Here is an 18,296-nt window from a genome sequence, read left to right on the forward strand (position 1 = left end):
ATGTCAGATTACTTTGTACATGAGAGCAGCTACGTAGATGATAACGTAGAGATTGGAAAGGGAACTAAGATTTGGCACTTCTGCCACATACAGCCTGGAGCTAAAATAGGCGAAAATTGCTCGCTCGGACAGAATGTAAATGTTGCGAATAACGTGCAGATTGGCGACAGAGTAAAGATTCAGAATAACGTATCAGTTTACGAAGGCGTTACACTCGAAGACGGAGTATTTTGTGGACCGTCATGCGTATTTACCAACGATCTCACTCCTAGAGCTCGTTACCCAAAGGGCTCGGAAAACTACGGTAAGACGCTCGTCAAAGAGGGAGCATCTATTGGTGCAAATGCGACAATTGTGTGCGGACACACCGTTGGTAAGTGTGCAATGGTAGCAGCAGGTGCTGTTGTAACGAAGGATGTTCCAGACTACACGCTAGTGGTTGGAGTTCCAGCAGTTCCAGCAGCTAAGCTCGACGAATTTGGCAATATTATAGAATGGTTCAACAGATAACTCGGTCAGAAAAGGGGAATAATATGAATATGAAGGAACGTTTACTCGAGAAAATCGCAAAGCGTGACATCACTGTGGGTGTTGTAGGACTAGGATATGTAGGACTTCCGCTCGCTGTTGAAAAGGCTAAGGCTGGCTTCAAGACCATCGGCTTTGATGTACAGGAAGAAAAAGTTAAGATGGTAAATGAAGGTCATAACTACATCGGTGATGTTGTAAATGAGGATCTCAAGGAGCTAGTTGAGAGCGGCATGATGAAGGCTACGTCGGACTTTTCTTTCGTAAAGGATGTGGATTTCATCGCTATTTGCGTACCTACTCCTCTTGATAAGCATCAGGAGCCGGATATCAGTTATGTCAAGTCATCGACAGAAGCTATCTCAAAGCACCTATCTCGCGACACAATGGTAGTTCTCGAGTCAACTACTTATCCAGGAACTACTGAAGAGCTTCTGCTTCCTATCCTCGAAGAGGGTTCAGGTTTAAAGTGCGGAGAAGATTTCTATCTGGGATTCTCTCCAGAGCGAGTTGATCCGGGCAATCTGATATACAAGACCAAGAACACACCAAAGGTTGTTGGTGCCGTAGGTAAGGATGCGACAGAAGTAATTTCTGCGATGTATAGAGAGGTTCTCGAAGGCGAGATATATGAGGTGTCTTCACCGGCAATCGCTGAGATGGAGAAGATACTGGAAAATACATACAGAAACATCAATATCGGTCTCGTAAACGAACTTGCGATTCTGTGCAACAAGATGGGCATCTCTCTATGGGAGGTAATCGATGCTGCAAAGACCAAGCCATACGGATTCCAAGCATTCTATCCAGGACCAGGACTCGGTGGCCACTGTATTCCTCTGGATCCATATTATCTCACATGGAAGGCTAGAGAGTTTGGTTTCCACACATCGATGATTGAAAATTCAATGATAATCAATGACAAGATGCCTGAGTACACAGTGGATAGAGCGGCATCTGTTCTAAATGAACATAAGAAAGCGCTCAATGGATCCAAGGTTCTCGTGCTCGGAGTTGCGTATAAGAACAACATCGACGATTACAGAGAGAGTCCTGCGCTAAATGTTATCGATATTCTCAAGGAGAGAGGCGCAGTTACAGACTTCTATGATCCATGGATTCCAAAGTATAAGAGAAATGGAGAGTGGCATGAGGGTATCAGCGAGATAAATGCTGACATTATCAAGGGATATGACCTCATACTAGTCGCAACTGCACACGATGCATACGACTATGAGATGATTAGAAAGAATGCAGTGGCAATTTTTGATACTCGCAACGCATTCAAGGACGTAGAAGAAAGAGATAATATCTCCCTTCTATAAGCTTGATACAATACAGATAATTAAGTGCTAAAATTCCGGAGGATATTTAAATGAAATATGCATTGATTGGATGCGGTAGAATCGCAACAAATCACGTGACTGCTGCAGTAAATAATAATCTAGAAATAGTTGCGGTATGCGACGTAGTGCCAGAAAAGATGGAAGCAATTCTAGAAAAGCACAATTTAGCAGACGACAAGTCGATAAAGAGATATACCGACTACAAGAAGATGCTCGAGGAGAATGACCTAGAGCTTGTGAGCATTGCAACAGAGAGTGGAAAGCATGCAGCTATCGCACTTGATGCAATCGATGCTGGAGTCAACGTGATTATCGAGAAGCCTATGGCTATGAATATGGTTGATGCAGAGGAGATTATAAAGAGAGCTGCGGAGAAGCACGTAAAGGTTTCAGCTTGTCACCAGAATAGATTTAACGTAGCTATTCAGGAAGTTAGAAAAGCTATTGAAGGAAATCGCTTCGGCAAGCTATCGCATGCATCCATCAATGTTCGTTGGAATAGAAACAAGGGATATTACGACCAGGCGCCTTGGAGAGGAACTTGGGAAGAAGACGGCGGCTGCCTCATGAATCAGTGCATCCATGGAATTGACCTTCTCAGATGGATGATGGGAGATGAGGTAGTTGAAGTTTATGGAGCAACTAGACAGCAATTCCATGATTATCTAGAGGCTGAAGACGTTGGAGTTGCCGTTGTTAAGTTTAAGAATGGCGCAATAGGAACCATCGAAGGAACCACCAATGTATATCCTCAGAACCTCGAAGAGACACTGTATCTATTCGGAGAGAACGGTACTGTAAAGATCGGTGGCAAATCTACCAACACGATTGACGTGTGGGATTTCAAAGATGAGACCGCTGAAGATCAGAAGAATAAAGGTCTTGAAGAAGAAACTAGCAACGTATACGGTAACGGACACACCAGCTTATTTGCCGATGTAATCGAAGCGATAAAGGAAGATAGGGCACCGTATGTAGACGGGGTCGCAGGAAGGAATGCACTCGAGATGGTTCTTGCAATTTACAAGAGCCAGAAGGAGGGAGCACCAGTTAGGCTTCCTTTAACAGACTTTGCAAGCACTGATATGCGAGGCGAATTCAAATAGAGCGGAGGAAGATAATGGAGTTTAGAGATTTAAAGAAGCAGTATGCTGCACTTAAAAATGACATAGATCACCAGATTGACGAAGTAATCGCCAGCAGTAGGTTTATCGGCGGTAGCAAAGTTTCCGAGCTTGAAGAGAAGCTGGCTGCATACGTTGGTGTAAAGCACTGTGTAACCTGTGGAAATGGAACAGATGCGCTAGAATTAGCGCTTATGGCATGGGGAATTGGGGAAGGTGACGCTGTATTCGTTCCCGACTTCACTTTTTTCTCATCTGGAGAAGTGGTTGCAATTTTAGGTGCGACGCCAGTTTTCGTCGATGTAGACGAGGATACTTTCAACATGGATGCCGCTTCGCTAGAAAAGGCAATTACAGGTGTAGTCGCTGATGGGAAGTTAAGACCGAGCGTGGTTATTCCCGTAGACTTATTTGGGCTCCCAGCTAATTTCCTTGAGATTAGAAAGGTTGCTGATAAGTACGGCCTTAAGATTCTTGAGGACGGAGCGCAAGGCTTTGGTGGTGAAATCAATAGACAGAAGGCATGCAGCTTCGGGGATATCTCGACAACTTCATTCTTTCCAGCAAAGCCACTAGGCTGCTACGGAGATGGTGGAGCAATATTTACAAATGATGATGAAGCTGCAGAGCTAATCAGATCTTACTGTGTACACGGTAAGGGTAAGATGAAGTATGACAACGTGCGCATCGGAATGAATTCCAGACTCGATTCTATTCAGGCAGGTATACTACTGCCTAAGTTAGCTGCATTTGCGGAGTATGAAGTAGCCGATGTTAACAGGGCAGCAGCTAAGTACACTGAACTTCTTAAGGGGATTGTTGCTACGCCAATTATCCCAGAAGGATTTTTGAGTAGCTGGGCACAGTACACGATTAGGCTTGAAAGTAGAGAGCAGAGAGATGCGCTACAGGCATGCCTCAAAGAGAGATCAATACCTTCAATGATTTACTATCCTAAGCAGATGCATAATCAGGAGGCATTTAGTGGCGAAAACGACTATGGCGTTGACTATTCTGTTACTAATAGGCTGTGCGATACAGTCCTGTCGCTGCCAATTCACCCATATATCTCCGATGATGATGTAAATGAGGTGGCATCGGTTATCAAGGAGTTTTTAGGCCAGTAAGTATGCGGGATAAGATTAAATTCATATATCAGAAGGGTCTAGTTCATATAATGGGCTCGGGACTTCTCAACAAGGTGTTTACATTTATCGGGAATGTATTTGTTGTAAGGTTCTTGACCAAGCGTGAGTACGGAATTTTCGGCTACGCTGATAATATAATGACCTTCTTCTTGATACTTAATGGAATGGGCATTATATATGGAATGCTTCAATTCTGTTCAGAACAGAGGCCTGAAGAGGAAAAAGAGGCCTACTATTGGTTTTCGCTCAAGTTCGGAATGGCATTTAACTTCGCAATTGCAATAGGCGTATTCATATGTGCGATGTTTGCACCATTAAAGGTAGCTGAGGCGAGACATGTGTTGATGATATATTCATTATACCCATTGACATACTATATATATCAATATTATTGCCTGCTGATGCGATGCAAGCGAGAGAATAAACGATATGCCCTGTTATCAAATCTCAATGCCTTTATTTATATGGCTGTTGAGATTGTCGGTGCGTATTACTTAAAAGCTAGTGGAATCATCATTGCTCTTTACCTTGCGACGATGATAACCTCGTTAGTTGGGATGAGGTTTTACTCGATTAGGACACTAAGAAATGCGAACTACCTCTCGAGGCATCAGAAGCTTGAGCTGATAAAATATTCAGCATATGTGTGTGCGAACACTATGATTTCGAACCTACTCATCCTGATGGATGTATTCCTCATAGGTTACATCATAGTTAGTCCTGAAAAAATCGCTATATACAAGGTTGCGGCTACAATACCTGAAGCGCTCATTGTAATACCTAATAGTGTAGTGATTTTCGTGTATCCGTATTTTGCAGAGCACAACATGGAATACGGATGGATTAAGCAGAACACCAAACGTCTAATTGGAATCACAGCCATTATGAATTTTATTATTGCGGGGATGCTATTTGTTCTAGCTCCGTGGATAATAAAATTATTGTGGGGTGCTAAGTATATGGGCGCCGTTGCAGTGTTCAGAATACTTTCGGTTAACTACTTCGTCTCGTCAACTCTTAGAGTTAACGTGAGCAACCTGCTTGCAAGTCTCAGGAAGGTGAAGCTTAACTTTTACATAAATATTGTTGCAGGTATAAGCAATATAGTTCTCGATGCTGTGCTGATTAAGTATATGGGCATTGATGGTGCTGCATGGGCCACACTGACAGTAGTTGTAATTACAACTGCAATGCTAATTCCTGCGCTTATACATAGCATACGTTGCCTAAAGAAAATTGATCCAATAAACAGTTAAATGACTGGTAATTATAAGGAATGGAGCTTAAACAAATGAGTTATGCAAGAAACTATCGAAAAAGCAAATTCAATACGTTTACTAAAATATGGTCTTTGCTTTATCTAATAGCACTGCTGGTGTTCGTATCATCTATGCTGGTGTTAGACGTAGTCCCTTCCAAGCTACTGCTTGGAGCATTTGTCGTACTTCTGATAATAAGTGCAGTATTCTTCGTGCAGCTATTCAGAGATAATATAAAAAGATCCAGAAAGGTTACAGCATTTATATTGAGCTTGATCTTAATGGTGGTTTACACTGTTGGAACGGCATATGCGGTTGCTACACATGAGTTTTTAGGGCAGGTTACTGCAAAGAAGAAGGCAGAGGATGCCGTAGATGTGACGAGCAAGCCATTCAACATTTACATTAGTGGAATGGATACAACTGGAAAGATTACAGAAGAAGCTCGTAGCGATGTTAATATGATTATTACGGTAAATCCTAAGACTCACAAGGTTCTCATGACTTCAATCCCAAGAGATTATCTTGTTGAACTACAAAATGGTGAGAAGGATAAGCTCACCCATACAGGCCTTATGGGTATAGATGAGACCACTTCGGATGTGGAAGATTTACTTGGTATTAAGATAAATTACTACGTAAAGGTTAACTACAATACGCTTAAGGATCTCGTAAATTCTATCGGAGGAATCACTATCAACTCTGATAAAGCGTTTATATCGTATATCGGGAAATACCGCTTTGTAGAGGGTGAGAATCAGCTTGATGGTGCTAAGGCACTAGCATATGCGAGAGAGAGACACGCATACAGCGATGGTGATAATCATCGAGTTCGTAATCAGCAGGAAGTTCTCAAGGCCATCGTGAAAAAGCTTACAGGATCGACGACACTGCTTACTAGATATAACAAAATTCTTAAGTATCTGGCCCCAACGATGGAGATGAACCTGACTAGAGCGGAAGTTAAGGCTCTTGTGAAGTTCCAGCTAGGAAAGAATCCGAAGTGGAAGTTTGAATCAAATTCATTAGAAGGATTCGATGCATTTTCGACTGTGTATTCGGCAGGAAATCAGCAGCTATATGTTATGAAGCCTGATGAAGAAAGCATTAAGAAGGCTCGTCAGAAGATTAAAGAGATCGAGCATCCAAAGTCGAAATCGAAATCAAAATCAAAGAACAAGAACAATAGCGATAACGATGTTGAGAGTGAGAGCAGCGAAGATGACAACCTATAATGTAGATGCATTTCCAGAGATAAAGGACGTTCAGAGAGTTGAGCTAGATATACTCATAAAAGTCGCAAGGCTTTGTGAAGAAAGAGGCTTTACGTATTTTATCGAGAGTGGAACAGCTCTTGGCGCCGTTAGACATGGAGGCTTTATACCTTGGGATGACGATATAGATATTGGCATGCCACGTCAGGACTACGAGAAATTTTTAGATATTGCGCAGGAGGAACTGGGGGATGAATACTTTGTGCAGACAAGGAAGACAGACCCTAATGCACCGTTCTCTTTCGCTAAGGTGAGGAAGAACGGAACGACATTCATAGAGTGGAATAAGCGCAACATCAAGATGCATCACGGCATTTACATAGATATATTTCCTTATGATGGACTTCCTATAGAAGGGCTCGATGAGCATATCGACAAATGCTTGAAGCTCAACAAATTGCAGTTTAAGAAATATATTCCGGATAGGGTAGGTATTCCGCAGAAAAGCTTAAAGTGGAAGCTCGGAGCTGCGGCGAGAAGGATGCAGTACTATCTTTTAAAGCTTTATCCGGAAAGCCTTCTTGAAGGAAAGATTGAAAAAGAGTACATGCGCTATGATACAAATCCGAATGAACACGGATTTTGCACTTGCTTCTCCTTTGTGGATAGAATCATTTTTCCAAATGAGCTATTGTTCCCGCCTCAGAAGATTAATTTTGAGGGAGAGGAATTCTATGCGCCAGCTAAACTCGTAGAATACTTAACACTGATGTACGGTGATTACAACCAGCTTCCACCTGTAGAGGATCGCGTGGGACATAGACCTGTGGAGGTTTCAGTGACAGAAGAGCTGTTTACTCGCTAACGTGAGTAGTTGCGAAAGGACTAGATTGTGCTAATTTTAATGTCATGGATTTTGAATATAGTAATCCTGATGTATGAGTGGAGGAAGAAATCGCTGGGGATGGTTCTCTGGGCGATGCTTTTTGTGGTATTCACAGTTCCTAACACAGCGCATGCATATTCAGGAGACTATTCCGACATAACAATTGCCAATGCTACCATGTTAGCGGTGCTATTTATGGCACTGTATATGTTTACGAGATTCTTCTATTTTACAAAGTTTAATGCGAAGAAACTTGAGATGGAGGTCTCGGATTTCGAGGAGACCCCAGAGGTCCTTTTCAGGATGATTTTCTGTGTATACTTGATTTGCTTCGTAATAGTGGCTGGAGGGTTTTACGGCAGAGGTTATTCTCTTTTTAACTCAACATGGACTCAGACGCTAAATATGGCACAGACACCTATAGAGATTTTGGCTGGAAAGATCATGGTTGCCTTCTCAGGAATCGGATTTGCTTGCCTATGCAAGAAAAAGCGCCTGTGTTTCTTGATTGCATTTGCGATTTATTTATTCTGCGCACTTTATTCAAAATCTAGGTATAATCTTCTTGGCTTCATAACTCCTTTCATCATCTACTTTCTTTTTAATAAAAATAAAAAGAAGGTTGCAGTAGGAGTATCGGCAGGAATAGTTCTTGTGTTTGCTGTGTTCGTATTCCAGCAGATTCGTTGGTTAGGAGATATATCTTTACTCCCTAAGGTCGGAATCGGAGAAATCTTTAAGAGATCTATCGACTATATGAGAAAGGGCGGAGGAGAGCTAGGACTTATCAAGGCATACTACTACTTTGTGGAGCATAATAATAACTTCCCAAAATTCGGTATGGGGCTAGGATACATGAGACTTGCATTGCTATTTGTTCCAGCGGCCATCGCCAAATTTAAGCCGAGGGACTTTGCTATAGATATGTACAAAGAGTGGATGCACGTCGATAATCCTCGGGGGACAATGCATCCAACACTTTTCGGTGATGTGTTCGCTAATTTTGGATTCATGTGTTTCTTGTTGGGGATTGTATATGGAATCCTAGTGTCATTCGTAGATGAGTTTATCAAGGCTACGAAGGATCCAACTATGCGATGCATGAAAGCAAGTATGGTCTGCACGCTGTTTATTCTTATTGGAAGAGGCGCGACATACAACGCTATATTTAACTATATTATTGGATCACTAGTACTGGATATCATATACGTGGTTTATAAAATTTGGAGGAGAGCAAGTGAAGATACTCTTTATCAGTGCAGCTAATAAAAACTTTGACGGCAGGACGAGGGCGTTACTCGATGTCCTAAATTCATTTGCTGACGTCGTAGACATAACCACAACCCAAGAAAGTGACTTTGTGAATAACAGCTCGTATTACGTAAACTACAAGTCATATAAGGAATTTATTCGTAAGGCAGTAGAAATCGGCAAGGAGCATAGGGACGTGGACTTTATCTTTGCTGACAACAGGAAAGCAACTGTTCCGGCGCTCAAGCTAAATAAGCTTCTTAAGCCCAAAGCTGTGATTTACGATGCCAGAGAACTATATCTGCAGAGAGAAACTCACGGCTTTGCTAGTAAGGTAGGCTGCTTTTTCGAGTCGAGGATGATTGCGAAAGCCGCACTGACAATCTGTGCAAATGAAGAGCGAAAGCAGGTTATGGAGAAGGAGTACGGCAAGATTGGAGCAATACTCGTGTTTGAAAACTTCCGAAAGTTATCATATTCTAAGGAGTTTTCAGAGGAAGTAATGAAGCTGAAATTCGACTATCTGAACGGAGATGATTCATTTAAAATCGTTTCAACAGCTGGCTGCGAGATAGAAAGAGGCACAAAGGAACTTATCGAAGCAGCAGCGAAACTGAACTTCAATAACACATTGTACCTAGTTGGCTGCAAGGAAAATGCTGAGAAGCAGGAGATTGAAGCATTCATCGAAGAGAATAAAATCAAAAATGTTAAGCTGGTTCCTAGGCTTAACCAAGATGAACTTAAATACTTCGTCTCTAAGTGTGATGTAGGAATCGCAATGTATCACAAGAAGAATTCAAACAATCTCTACTGTTCGTCGGGGAAAATCTATGAATACGCATATGAAGGGATTGCTGTTGCAACGACTGATAATCCGCCGATGAAGAGAGTTTTGGACGAGTACGGAATCGGAGCATATGATAGCGATATTGGCAAAGCGCTGGTGAGTGTTCACGATAATATGAACGATATCAAGAAGAATATAGAAACATTTGTCGGAGATAGAGTAGTCGAGAAGAAGCAGGAAGAATTTGCATCTGATTTAAGAAAGTGTATGGAGGACTTACAAGATGGGAAATAGCTTTGAGAAGAGGATTATCGAGCTAGCTAAGAAGTATGTGGTAGTAATGATTGTCTGCGTGGCAGTTTGCGCAGTCGGAATGGCTAAGGTTGAAGGGTCCAAGGCTAGTACATCATACAAGGCGAAGCTAACCGTAGCAGTTACACCTGCTGACGGATATCAGAAAAGCACACTTGAGGATATTCAGAAGAATGAGGAGCTTGTTGGACTCTATGCGAAGATTTCGACATCGTCGAAGACTCTCGACCGTGTAGCTCAGTACGCAGGGCTCGACGAAAAGGGCAGAATTGCACTTAATTCAAGAGTTGCAGTTGATTTTGATAAGGATGGTCAGTATGTAGATATTTACATTACTGCTGATACTGAAGATGAAGCCCTCAAGTTAGCAAATGCAGAGGCCAAAGCTGTTGTTGAAGTTGGCAAAGAGGTTAGAGGTGAAGACATACTGAAGGTGGTCTCGATGCCTAATAAGCCACTCGAAGCGGAGAGTGTAAGTACGAAAGGTTACTATGCTACAGGTGGTGTTGCAGGTATCTTCGTGGGAATCATAGTAAGTGCACTACTGGAGATGAAAAGAAAGAAACATGTACGAAATTAAAACCTTAAATCATATACTAGCCTTCATAGATAGGCTAGTCGGCAAGATTAGTATCAAAAAAGGACAAAATACCATCATATCGGTGTCTGCATTTGGAATGATGATGACATCTTTCTGCAAATTTTCGTATTTTACGGAAAGATTATCACATTATGGAATCCATCAACATATGGTGAATGTAACTAGTAGCGTTATGTTCTTCGTGTTCTTAATGCTAATAGTTGTTTCGTTGGATATGAATGAGGATGAGGATGTTAAGTTAAATGCATGGCTAGGGATACCTCTTTTACTTGTCGTCATATCCTATACGGTTACAGGAATAATAGAGAAGGCACCAAAGCAGCTAGTATGGGCCTTTGTATACAGTGTCATATTCGTGCCGATTTCATATCGACTTGCAAGCAAGAAAAATAAGAAAATATTTATTGATGGAATTGCGACAGGAATTGCTATTTTTGGTGTATTAATTTTATTTTTAAATATTATATTTTCGCCTATGGTTGCCAAGACCTCCTTTAGTATCGCTAGATACACTGGTGTTCTAACAAACCCTACAATATTAGGGTTTTATCTGAATGTATTTATTGTTGTATATGCATATATCATTTATAAGAAGGTTTTTGTTGAAAAGAATATATTAGAGAACGTCTCAAACTTGATAGTTTTTTCAATATCAGTTTGGGGTATGGGAATGTCGTGGTTTGCAATTCTTATGACAAAAAGTAGAGGATCTTTCCTTGGCATACTATCAATACTATTGTTCTATACTATTATCGTAATGAAGGGTATTTTTAAATCGCATCTTACATTTAAAAATACTGCTATAATTTTTGTTATTACAGTGACTATGCTAGCCACTGCCTATAAAATTTCTGACAATATTTTAAAGAGAGACCTTAGGGCATTAAAGATTAAAGAGAATTATACAATTTCACAGATGATGTTCGGTCGAATAAAAGAAATGAGTAACTTCAAAGATGTCGATGAATACCATTTTGCTTACATGGAGCCGAAAAACTTGACTGAAGCACAGAGGAAAATATGGAGTGATTTAGACAAGCTTACAACGCACAGAATTTGGATCTGGTATATTTATTCGCAGCATTTAGGCTTTATCGGGCACAAGAGCAGGACGTTTATCATTCCTGGATATACGAAGGGCTTCGAGAGACAGTCACACAATGCGATTCTCGAGGTTACATTTAACGGAGGATATATTGCTGGTTTTGGCTTCTTGCTTATTGAGATAACAACCGGAATTTATGCTTTGATAATATTGTTTAGGAAAAAAGAATATACTGACAACAATTTAGAGATGCTATTCTTGTCACTCGCGGCGATAGCATTTTGTGTAAATGGAATATTCTCGACGATAAATACACTTACGACATATTCAATCACCATGATGTACTACATGGCACTTACGACAGTAGGTTTTAGAAAGAGTGACGAGTCACTAACCACTACTAAGCAGTAACTATAGATTAATTTAGAGGTAATCATGAAAAAGGTTATGTTGGTCTTTGGGACAAGACCGGAAGCAATTAAAATGTGCCCACTTGTAAAGGAATTGAAAAAGAGACCTGGAATAGACACATGCGTTTGCGTTACTGGTCAGCATAGACAGATGCTCGATCAGGTTCTCGAAACCTTCCATGTGGTTCCAGATTACGACCTTTCTATAATGAAAGAGAAACAGACACTCTTTGATGTCACAACTAATATTCTTGAGAGAATCAGAGAAGTTCTTGTTAATGAAAATCCCGACGTAGTTCTCGTACACGGAGACACGACCACGACATTCGTGACTGCGCTCGCTTGTTTCTACCTACAGATTCCTGTTGGACACGTGGAAGCAGGTCTTAGAACGTACAACATTAAGTCACCTTTCCCAGAGGAATTTAACAGACAGGCTGTTGGGATTGTTGCAGAATATAATTTTGCACCGACAGAGAAGAGCAAAATGAACCTAGTGAACGAAGGTAAGGATGCAGGAAAAATCTGGATTACAGGCAATACTGCTATTGATGCCCTGAGTACGACAGTAAAGGAAGATTATAGAAACGAGCATCTAGATTGGGCTTCTGATTCGAGACTTATTCTTATCACTGCTCATCGCAGAGAAAATCTCGGCGAGCCGATGCATAACATGTTTAGAGCTATTCGACGCGTGATGGATGAAAACCCTGATGTTAAGGCGATTTATCCTATACATATGAATCCTGCTGTAAGACAGGCTGCAGAGGATGTATTTGGTGAGAGCTCACCGGGTGGCAAGGAAGAACGTATTAGAATCATAGAACCGCTCGATGTACTCGATTTCCATAACTTCATGAACCAGAGTTATCTAATTCTGACCGATTCAGGTGGAATTCAGGAGGAGGCACCTAGCCTTGGGAAACCAGTTCTCGTAATGAGAGACACTACCGAACGCCCAGAAGGAATCCAGGCCGGCACACTAAAATTAGTCGGGACTGAAGAGGAAACGATATACAAAGAATTCTCAAGACTTCTTACCGATAAGGAAGAATACAAGGCTATGAGCAAGGCTTCAAATCCTTATGGCGATGGACACGCTAGCGAAAGGATAGCTGATGTGCTTGAGTTCGGCAAGATAAGAGGATAATAGCGCAAAAGCTTGCCATATCAAAATTTAACATGATACAATGAAATGACGCTAAAAAGCGTCATTTTGTATATTACAAAAAATTTAAAAAAGGAGGGATGAAATGTTGAAAGAAAGTCAGGGAAACGGCATGGCTCAAATCAAGAAGCTACGTCATCACCTGCTAGTAATGGCAACCTGCCTTGCTATGATGCTAGCTAGCTCCTGCTTTGTAGCAAGCGCTACCGACGAGGATGTTTCAGCAAATGGGGCTGCTAATAACGAAGCCGTATCTACTGAAGAAAGCACTGATGCGGCATCGAGCCAGAACGAAGATGCTACAGAAAGTCGTCAAGTTGCGAGCTCGGCTGATTCGGCTGTAACAGCTCAGGCTGCGGATAATAAGGCTACAGATCGTGCGGCTCAGGCAAGAGCAGCAACCTATGATGTTAGTGATGACGAGTTATCTGCACCTGCTGTTTCTGGAACGTGGAAGAGCGAATCTGGTGGCTGGCGCTTCTATAACAGTGCTGGAGTAATGCAGAAGGGCCTATTCACTATCGACGGCAAGAAGTATTATCTAGGACCAGACGGAATCATGAAGACTGGCTGGCAGCAGATTGGCAGTCATTACTACTACTTCGGCTCGGACGGTTCCATGAGAACGGGCTGGCTCAGTGCGGGAAGCACTTGGTACTATCTACATTCGGATGGTTCGATGGCTTACGGACTAGAGGAGGTTGAAAAGTTGCTCTACTTCTTCGGAGCGTCAAATGATGGAGCTATGAAAACTGGCTGGCATAAGGTTTCAGATGCATACTACTATTTCGGATCCAGCGGTGCAGCCGTTAAAGGCTGGCAGAAAATCGGCGGCTACTGGTACTACTTCGACAAGATGGGAGTTATGCTTACAGGCAATCATGTGTTAGATGGAAAGAGCTACTATCTAGGTGCTGCTAACGATGGAGCCATGAAGACAGGCTGGCAGATAGTTGGTGCAGTCTATGAATCAAACAAAAAGATTGCCGACAGATGGGGATACTACGGAGCTGATGGAGCCGCTTTAGAGAACAACTGGCTAAAGTATGGCGGATATTGGTATCACTTCGATGAGGACGGTGTTATGCAGACCGACGTGGCGGAGATTGACGGTAAATACTACTACTTTGGCACAGAAAACGACGGTAGAATGAAAACCGGATGGCAGAAGATAGATAATACCTGGGCATACTTAGGTGCTGACGGCGCTGCGAGAACAGGCTGGCAGAAGATTGGTAGCTACTGGTACTACCTTGGGGAGTACGGCGAAATGGAGACTGACCTCAGAAACATTGACGGCGGTCTTTACTACCTAGGTGGCGACGGTGCCATGAGGACTGGCTGGCAGCAAGTTTCAGGTGACTGGTATTATTTCAATGCATCTGGAGCAGCAGTATCTGGATGGCTACAGCTCGGTAGCTATTGGTATTACTTCGGTGAAGATCACAAGATGGTTAAGAACACCATCAAAGAGCTCGATGGCAAAAAATATGCATTCAATTCTGATGGTGTGATGCTATCGGGCTATCTTTAAACTAAACGGTGAGACATACTTCGCAAATGCCTCTGGCGTAATTGCTAATCAGCTAAAGGGAGTGGATGTATCCGCATACCAGGACGATATTAACTGGCAGAAGGTAAAGGCCGCAGGAATAGACTTTGCTATCGTCAGAGCTGGATATCGTGGAAAGACCAATGGAGCTCTTGTAAAAGACTCTAAATTTGACACTCATATATCGGGAGCAATATTAGCCGGTCTTAAGGCAGGAGCATACATGTTTACCGAAGCGAGAGATTACACCGAGGGAGCCGAGGAGGCAAAATTCCTCGCATCTCTCGTCAAGGACTATGATGTGAAGCTTCCGCTGGTGATAGACACAGAGTATCAGAGCAATGCAAGGTCAAACGGAATCTCGGTTGCTGCGAGAACTGAAGCGATTAGGGGTTTCTGTGAGACAATAGAGTCGCTCGGATATACGCCTATGATCTATGCGAGCACCAGTTGGCTGAACAACAATCTAGACATGAGTAAGCTAGGCAAATATAAGGTTTGGGTAGCTCAGTACTACGATAGAGTTACGTACAATGGAAGCTACGAAGTATGGCAGTATACCAGCAAGGGCAGAGTCGACGGAATAAACGGCAATGTGGACATGAACTACTGGTATAACAAATAGCTAACGGTTTATAAAACAAGGGGAGGTGAGCAATCACCTTCTCTTTTTGTATTCATCAGTAATCTATCTATATCTAGTGTGAATCCATTATGGATTGAATAATCCTAATTTGTCACTTATAGAACTTACTCTTCACCCCTCTTTCTAATTACAATCTATCTCGGTAAATAATTGCAATTAAGCGTGAAATGCGCTCGGAATATCATAATGATTGCAATCCATGATATAATTAAACAGTTATTAAAACCCAAAGCCAACCCGGAGGAAACATGCTTTACGACATAGTCATAATAGGTGCAGGAATCACTGGCTCGATGCTCGCCAGAGAGCTTTCGAGGTACGAGCTCAAAGTAGCGGTCCTAGACAAGGAAAATGATATCGCGAATGGCGCAACGATGGCGAATTCTGCGATAGTGCACACAGGATACGATCCTGTAGATGGTACGCTCAAGGCTGAGCTCAATGTAAAGGGGGCTCGCAAGTATCCTAAGATATGCGAGGATTTGCATTGCCATATCAAGAATACAGGAGCGTTCGTAGTTGCATGTGGTCAGGAAGAGGAGAAACTTCTAGATGTACTGGCTGAAAGGGCAGTCTGTAGGGAGATCCCTCATGAATTTCTGAGTGAAGATGAGGCACGCGCCGTGGAGCCTAATCTCAGTGACAGCATAACCAAGGTGCTGTCGTTTCCGACGACCTCAGTGATATATCCGTGGGAGGTTGCTATAGCCTGCATGCAGGTGGCGGTGGGAAATGGTGTTGAGCTATTCCTAAATCATGAAGTTAGTAGTGTCGAGAAGAATGACGATGGATACTCGGTCACTGCAAACGGTAAGCCGTTCCATACAAAAGTACTCCTAAATGCTTCTGGAATAGGCGCCTCGGAGATCTGCCATATGGTGACAGAAGATGCAGGCTTCGAGATAACTCCGAGGCGAGGCGAATACTATGTCATCAGTAACGACGAGCATATAGTAAATAACATCATATTCCCAGTTCCAACTGCCAAGGGCAAGGGAGTACTCGCAATTCCGACGGTATACGGCAATACGCTCATCGGTCCTAATAGCGAGCAATTAGAAGACAACATAACGACGGCAACTAGCACAGTTGGGGCTAGATACCTACGCGAAAATATCGCCAAGATAATTAAGACGGTTCCACTGCATAAGTCGATAAGGACATTTGCAGGGCTGAGACCGAGTTCAACATCAAAGGATTTCATAATAGGCCCCTTAGATGACGAGAACCCAAACTTCATCAACATCGCTTCCATAGAGTCGCCCGGATTAGCCAGTGCGCCGGCGATTGCGGACTATGTGATAGAGCATTTTATAGCGGATAGATTCTGCCTTAAGGAAAATCCAGATGCTGTGATGACAAGAGACAAGCCGATTGTCGTCTCGGAGTTATCTGAAGAGGAGCGTGAGAAACTCGTGCGTGCAAATTCGCAGTATGCAAATATAGTTTGCAGGTGCGAGACCATATCCGAGGGAGAGATAGTTTCTGCAATACATGAAGTCTGTGGAGCTAGAAGCGTCAAGGGGATAAAGAAACGAGTTCGTCCAGGGATGGGCAAGTGTCAGGGAGGTTTCTGCGAACCTAAGGTCGTGGAAATACTGGCGAGAGAATTAAACTGCTCACCTGTCGATATCGTTCAAGATGGGCAGTATTCAAAGATTTTAGAGAGGGAGAATCGCTAAGATGAGACATTGTCAGGCAGTGGTAATAGGTGGTGGCTGCGGTGGACTTGCGGCAGCTGCAAAGCTAAAGCACGAAGGGCTATCGGATGTCGTTTTAATCGAACGCGATATCGAGCTTGGCGGAGTGCTCAATCAGTGCATACATAATGGGTTCGGACTTACAACCTTCAAAGAGCAGCTTAGCGGACCTGCATTTGCAGAGAGGTACGAGAGGGACGCGGTAGCATCTGGTGTAGAGATCAAGCTAGGCACAATGGTTACGCACATGAGTAAAGACCGCGTCATTGAGTATGTGAGTAAGGAAGAGGGATATCAGAAGCTCAAGGCAGATATCATCATCCTTGCCGTTGGATGCTACGAGAGAAGCCGCGGTGCTCTTGGAATCCCTGGCGAGCGTCCGGCTGGAGTCTACACAGCGGGACAGGCGCAGAGATACCTCAATATAGATGGTTATATGGTCGGTCAGAAAGTATTTATACTCGGCTCTGGAGATATCGGACTCATAATGGCTCGCCGAATGAGCCTCGAGGGTGCTGAAGTGCTAGGTGTTGCAGAGCTTATGCCGTACAGCAATGGGCTACCTCGTAACATGAAGCAGTGCCTCGATGACTTTGGGATTCCTCTATATCTATCTCATACTGTAACTAACATATATGGACGTGATAGGCTCGAACGAATTGAGCTCACAAAGGTAGATGATACGAGACAGCCGATTAAGGGAAGCGAGATGTATTTCGACGTAGATACACTGCTTCTAAGCGTTGGACTGATTCCTGAAAACACTCTAGCTGAAGAGGCTGGAATTGAAATGGATCCGAGCATCCGTGGACCAATTGTCGACGAGAACTATATGACATCGGTTCCGGGAATATTCGCATGCGGAAACGGACTTCACGTGCATGACCTAGCAGACTTCGTTACGAAGCAGGCCGGTGAGGCGGCGGTAGGGGCTGCTAGATACTATGACGCTCTAAAGCACAGATTAGAGAAAACTCAGGATGATGATGAAGCAGAGACATTCGGATTATCTACAGATGATGACGATGAATCTTTAGCCGGTAATTCGTACTGTGAAGCTCACGCTGGAAATATGGTGAGCTACGTAGTTCCTGCGAAACTCCACAAAAAGAGCCTGCCAAAGGCTGTGACACTTTACTTCCGTGTCCGTAAACCGATGAACGATGTCACGATAGAGATCTCGAAGGGTGATAAGCTGATGCGCTCCATCCACAAGGATGTGGTTATCCCCTCTGAGATGGAACAGGTGGTAATAGCTGGTAAGAACCTTGAAGAAGCCGATGGGGATCTCACGGTTCAGATAAAGGAGAATTAAG

Annotated in this window: 16 protein-coding genes; all 16 read left to right on the plus strand. The window is 42.9% G+C overall.

The features are described from left to right. Positions 1-510, plus strand: a complete 510-nt coding sequence (locus C5Q96_RS07720; RefSeq protein WP_106057799.1) for an acyltransferase — start codon at positions 1-3, stop codon at positions 508-510. A 29-nt stretch (positions 511-539) separates the two neighbouring features. After that, positions 540-1,853, plus strand: a complete 1,314-nt coding sequence (locus C5Q96_RS07725; RefSeq protein ID WP_106058025.1) for a nucleotide sugar dehydrogenase — start codon at positions 540-542, stop codon at positions 1,851-1,853. Between the two features lie 50 nt (positions 1,854-1,903). Further along, positions 1,904-2,980, plus strand: a complete 1,077-nt coding sequence (locus C5Q96_RS07730) for a Gfo/Idh/MocA family protein (RefSeq protein WP_106057800.1) — start codon at positions 1,904-1,906, stop codon at positions 2,978-2,980. 14 nt (positions 2,981-2,994) lie between these two features. Beyond that, a complete protein-coding gene (locus C5Q96_RS07735; RefSeq protein WP_106057801.1) occupies positions 2,995-4,125 on the plus strand; it encodes a DegT/DnrJ/EryC1/StrS family aminotransferase in 1,131 nt (376 codons plus the stop codon). A gap of 2 nt (positions 4,126-4,127) precedes the next feature. Then, positions 4,128-5,402 (plus strand): oligosaccharide flippase family protein, encoded by a 1,275-nt coding sequence (locus C5Q96_RS07740; RefSeq protein ID WP_106057802.1) that lies wholly within the window; start codon positions 4,128-4,130, stop codon positions 5,400-5,402. A 35-nt stretch (positions 5,403-5,437) separates the two neighbouring features. Continuing rightward, positions 5,438-6,640, plus strand: coding sequence for an LCP family protein (locus tag C5Q96_RS07745; RefSeq protein WP_158696723.1), 1,203 nt, complete (start codon positions 5,438-5,440; stop codon positions 6,638-6,640). Then, positions 6,627-7,484: a LicD family protein gene (locus C5Q96_RS07750; protein ID WP_158696724.1), complete on the plus strand. Its 858-nt coding sequence runs from the start codon at positions 6,627-6,629 to the stop codon at positions 7,482-7,484. The genes C5Q96_RS07745 and C5Q96_RS07750 overlap by 14 nt, the downstream gene beginning before the upstream one ends. A 27-nt stretch (positions 7,485-7,511) precedes the next feature. Further along, complete coding sequence (locus C5Q96_RS07755; protein WP_158696725.1) at positions 7,512-8,771, plus strand: hypothetical protein; 1,260 nt, start codon at positions 7,512-7,514, stop codon at positions 8,769-8,771. Beyond that, positions 8,743-9,840 carry a glycosyltransferase gene (locus C5Q96_RS07760; protein ID WP_106057806.1) on the plus strand — a complete coding sequence of 366 codons (1,098 nt, stop codon included), beginning with the start codon at positions 8,743-8,745 and terminating at the stop codon, positions 9,838-9,840. The genes C5Q96_RS07755 and C5Q96_RS07760 overlap by 29 nt, the downstream gene beginning before the upstream one ends. After that, positions 9,830-10,438, plus strand: a complete 609-nt coding sequence (locus C5Q96_RS07765; RefSeq protein WP_106057807.1) for a YveK family protein — start codon at positions 9,830-9,832, stop codon at positions 10,436-10,438. The genes C5Q96_RS07760 and C5Q96_RS07765 overlap by 11 nt, the downstream gene beginning before the upstream one ends. After that, positions 10,425-11,915, plus strand: coding sequence for an O-antigen ligase family protein (locus tag C5Q96_RS07770; protein WP_106057808.1), 1,491 nt, complete (start codon positions 10,425-10,427; stop codon positions 11,913-11,915). Before C5Q96_RS07765 ends, C5Q96_RS07770 begins: the two co-directional genes overlap by 14 nt. A gap of 24 nt (positions 11,916-11,939) precedes the next feature. Then, positions 11,940-13,064 carry a non-hydrolyzing UDP-N-acetylglucosamine 2-epimerase gene (gene wecB / locus C5Q96_RS07775; RefSeq protein ID WP_106057809.1) on the plus strand — a complete coding sequence of 375 codons (1,125 nt, stop codon included), beginning with the start codon at positions 11,940-11,942 and terminating at the stop codon, positions 13,062-13,064. Positions 13,065-13,167: 103 nt separating this feature from the next. Next, positions 13,168-14,616 (plus strand): N-acetylmuramoyl-L-alanine amidase family protein, encoded by a 1,449-nt coding sequence (locus C5Q96_RS07780; RefSeq protein ID WP_106057810.1) that lies wholly within the window; start codon positions 13,168-13,170, stop codon positions 14,614-14,616. 61 nt (positions 14,617-14,677) lie between these two features. Continuing rightward, entirely contained in the window at positions 14,678-15,259 is a 582-nt protein-coding gene (locus C5Q96_RS07785) for a glycoside hydrolase family 25 protein (protein ID WP_158696726.1), read from the plus strand. Between the two features lie 269 nt (positions 15,260-15,528). Then, on the plus strand, positions 15,529-16,962 hold the full coding sequence (locus tag C5Q96_RS07790) for an NAD(P)/FAD-dependent oxidoreductase (RefSeq protein ID WP_106057812.1): 1,434 nt from the start codon (positions 15,529-15,531) through the stop codon (positions 16,960-16,962). A gap of 1 nt (position 16,963) precedes the next feature. Beyond that, on the plus strand, positions 16,964-18,295 hold the full coding sequence (locus tag C5Q96_RS07795; protein ID WP_106057813.1) for an NAD(P)/FAD-dependent oxidoreductase: 1,332 nt from the start codon (positions 16,964-16,966) through the stop codon (positions 18,293-18,295). Position 18,296 lies beyond the last annotated feature (1 nt).

This window comes from Mogibacterium diversum (genome assembly GCF_002998925.1).
Taxonomy (GTDB): Bacteria; Bacillota; Clostridia; order Peptostreptococcales; family Anaerovoracaceae; genus Mogibacterium; species Mogibacterium diversum.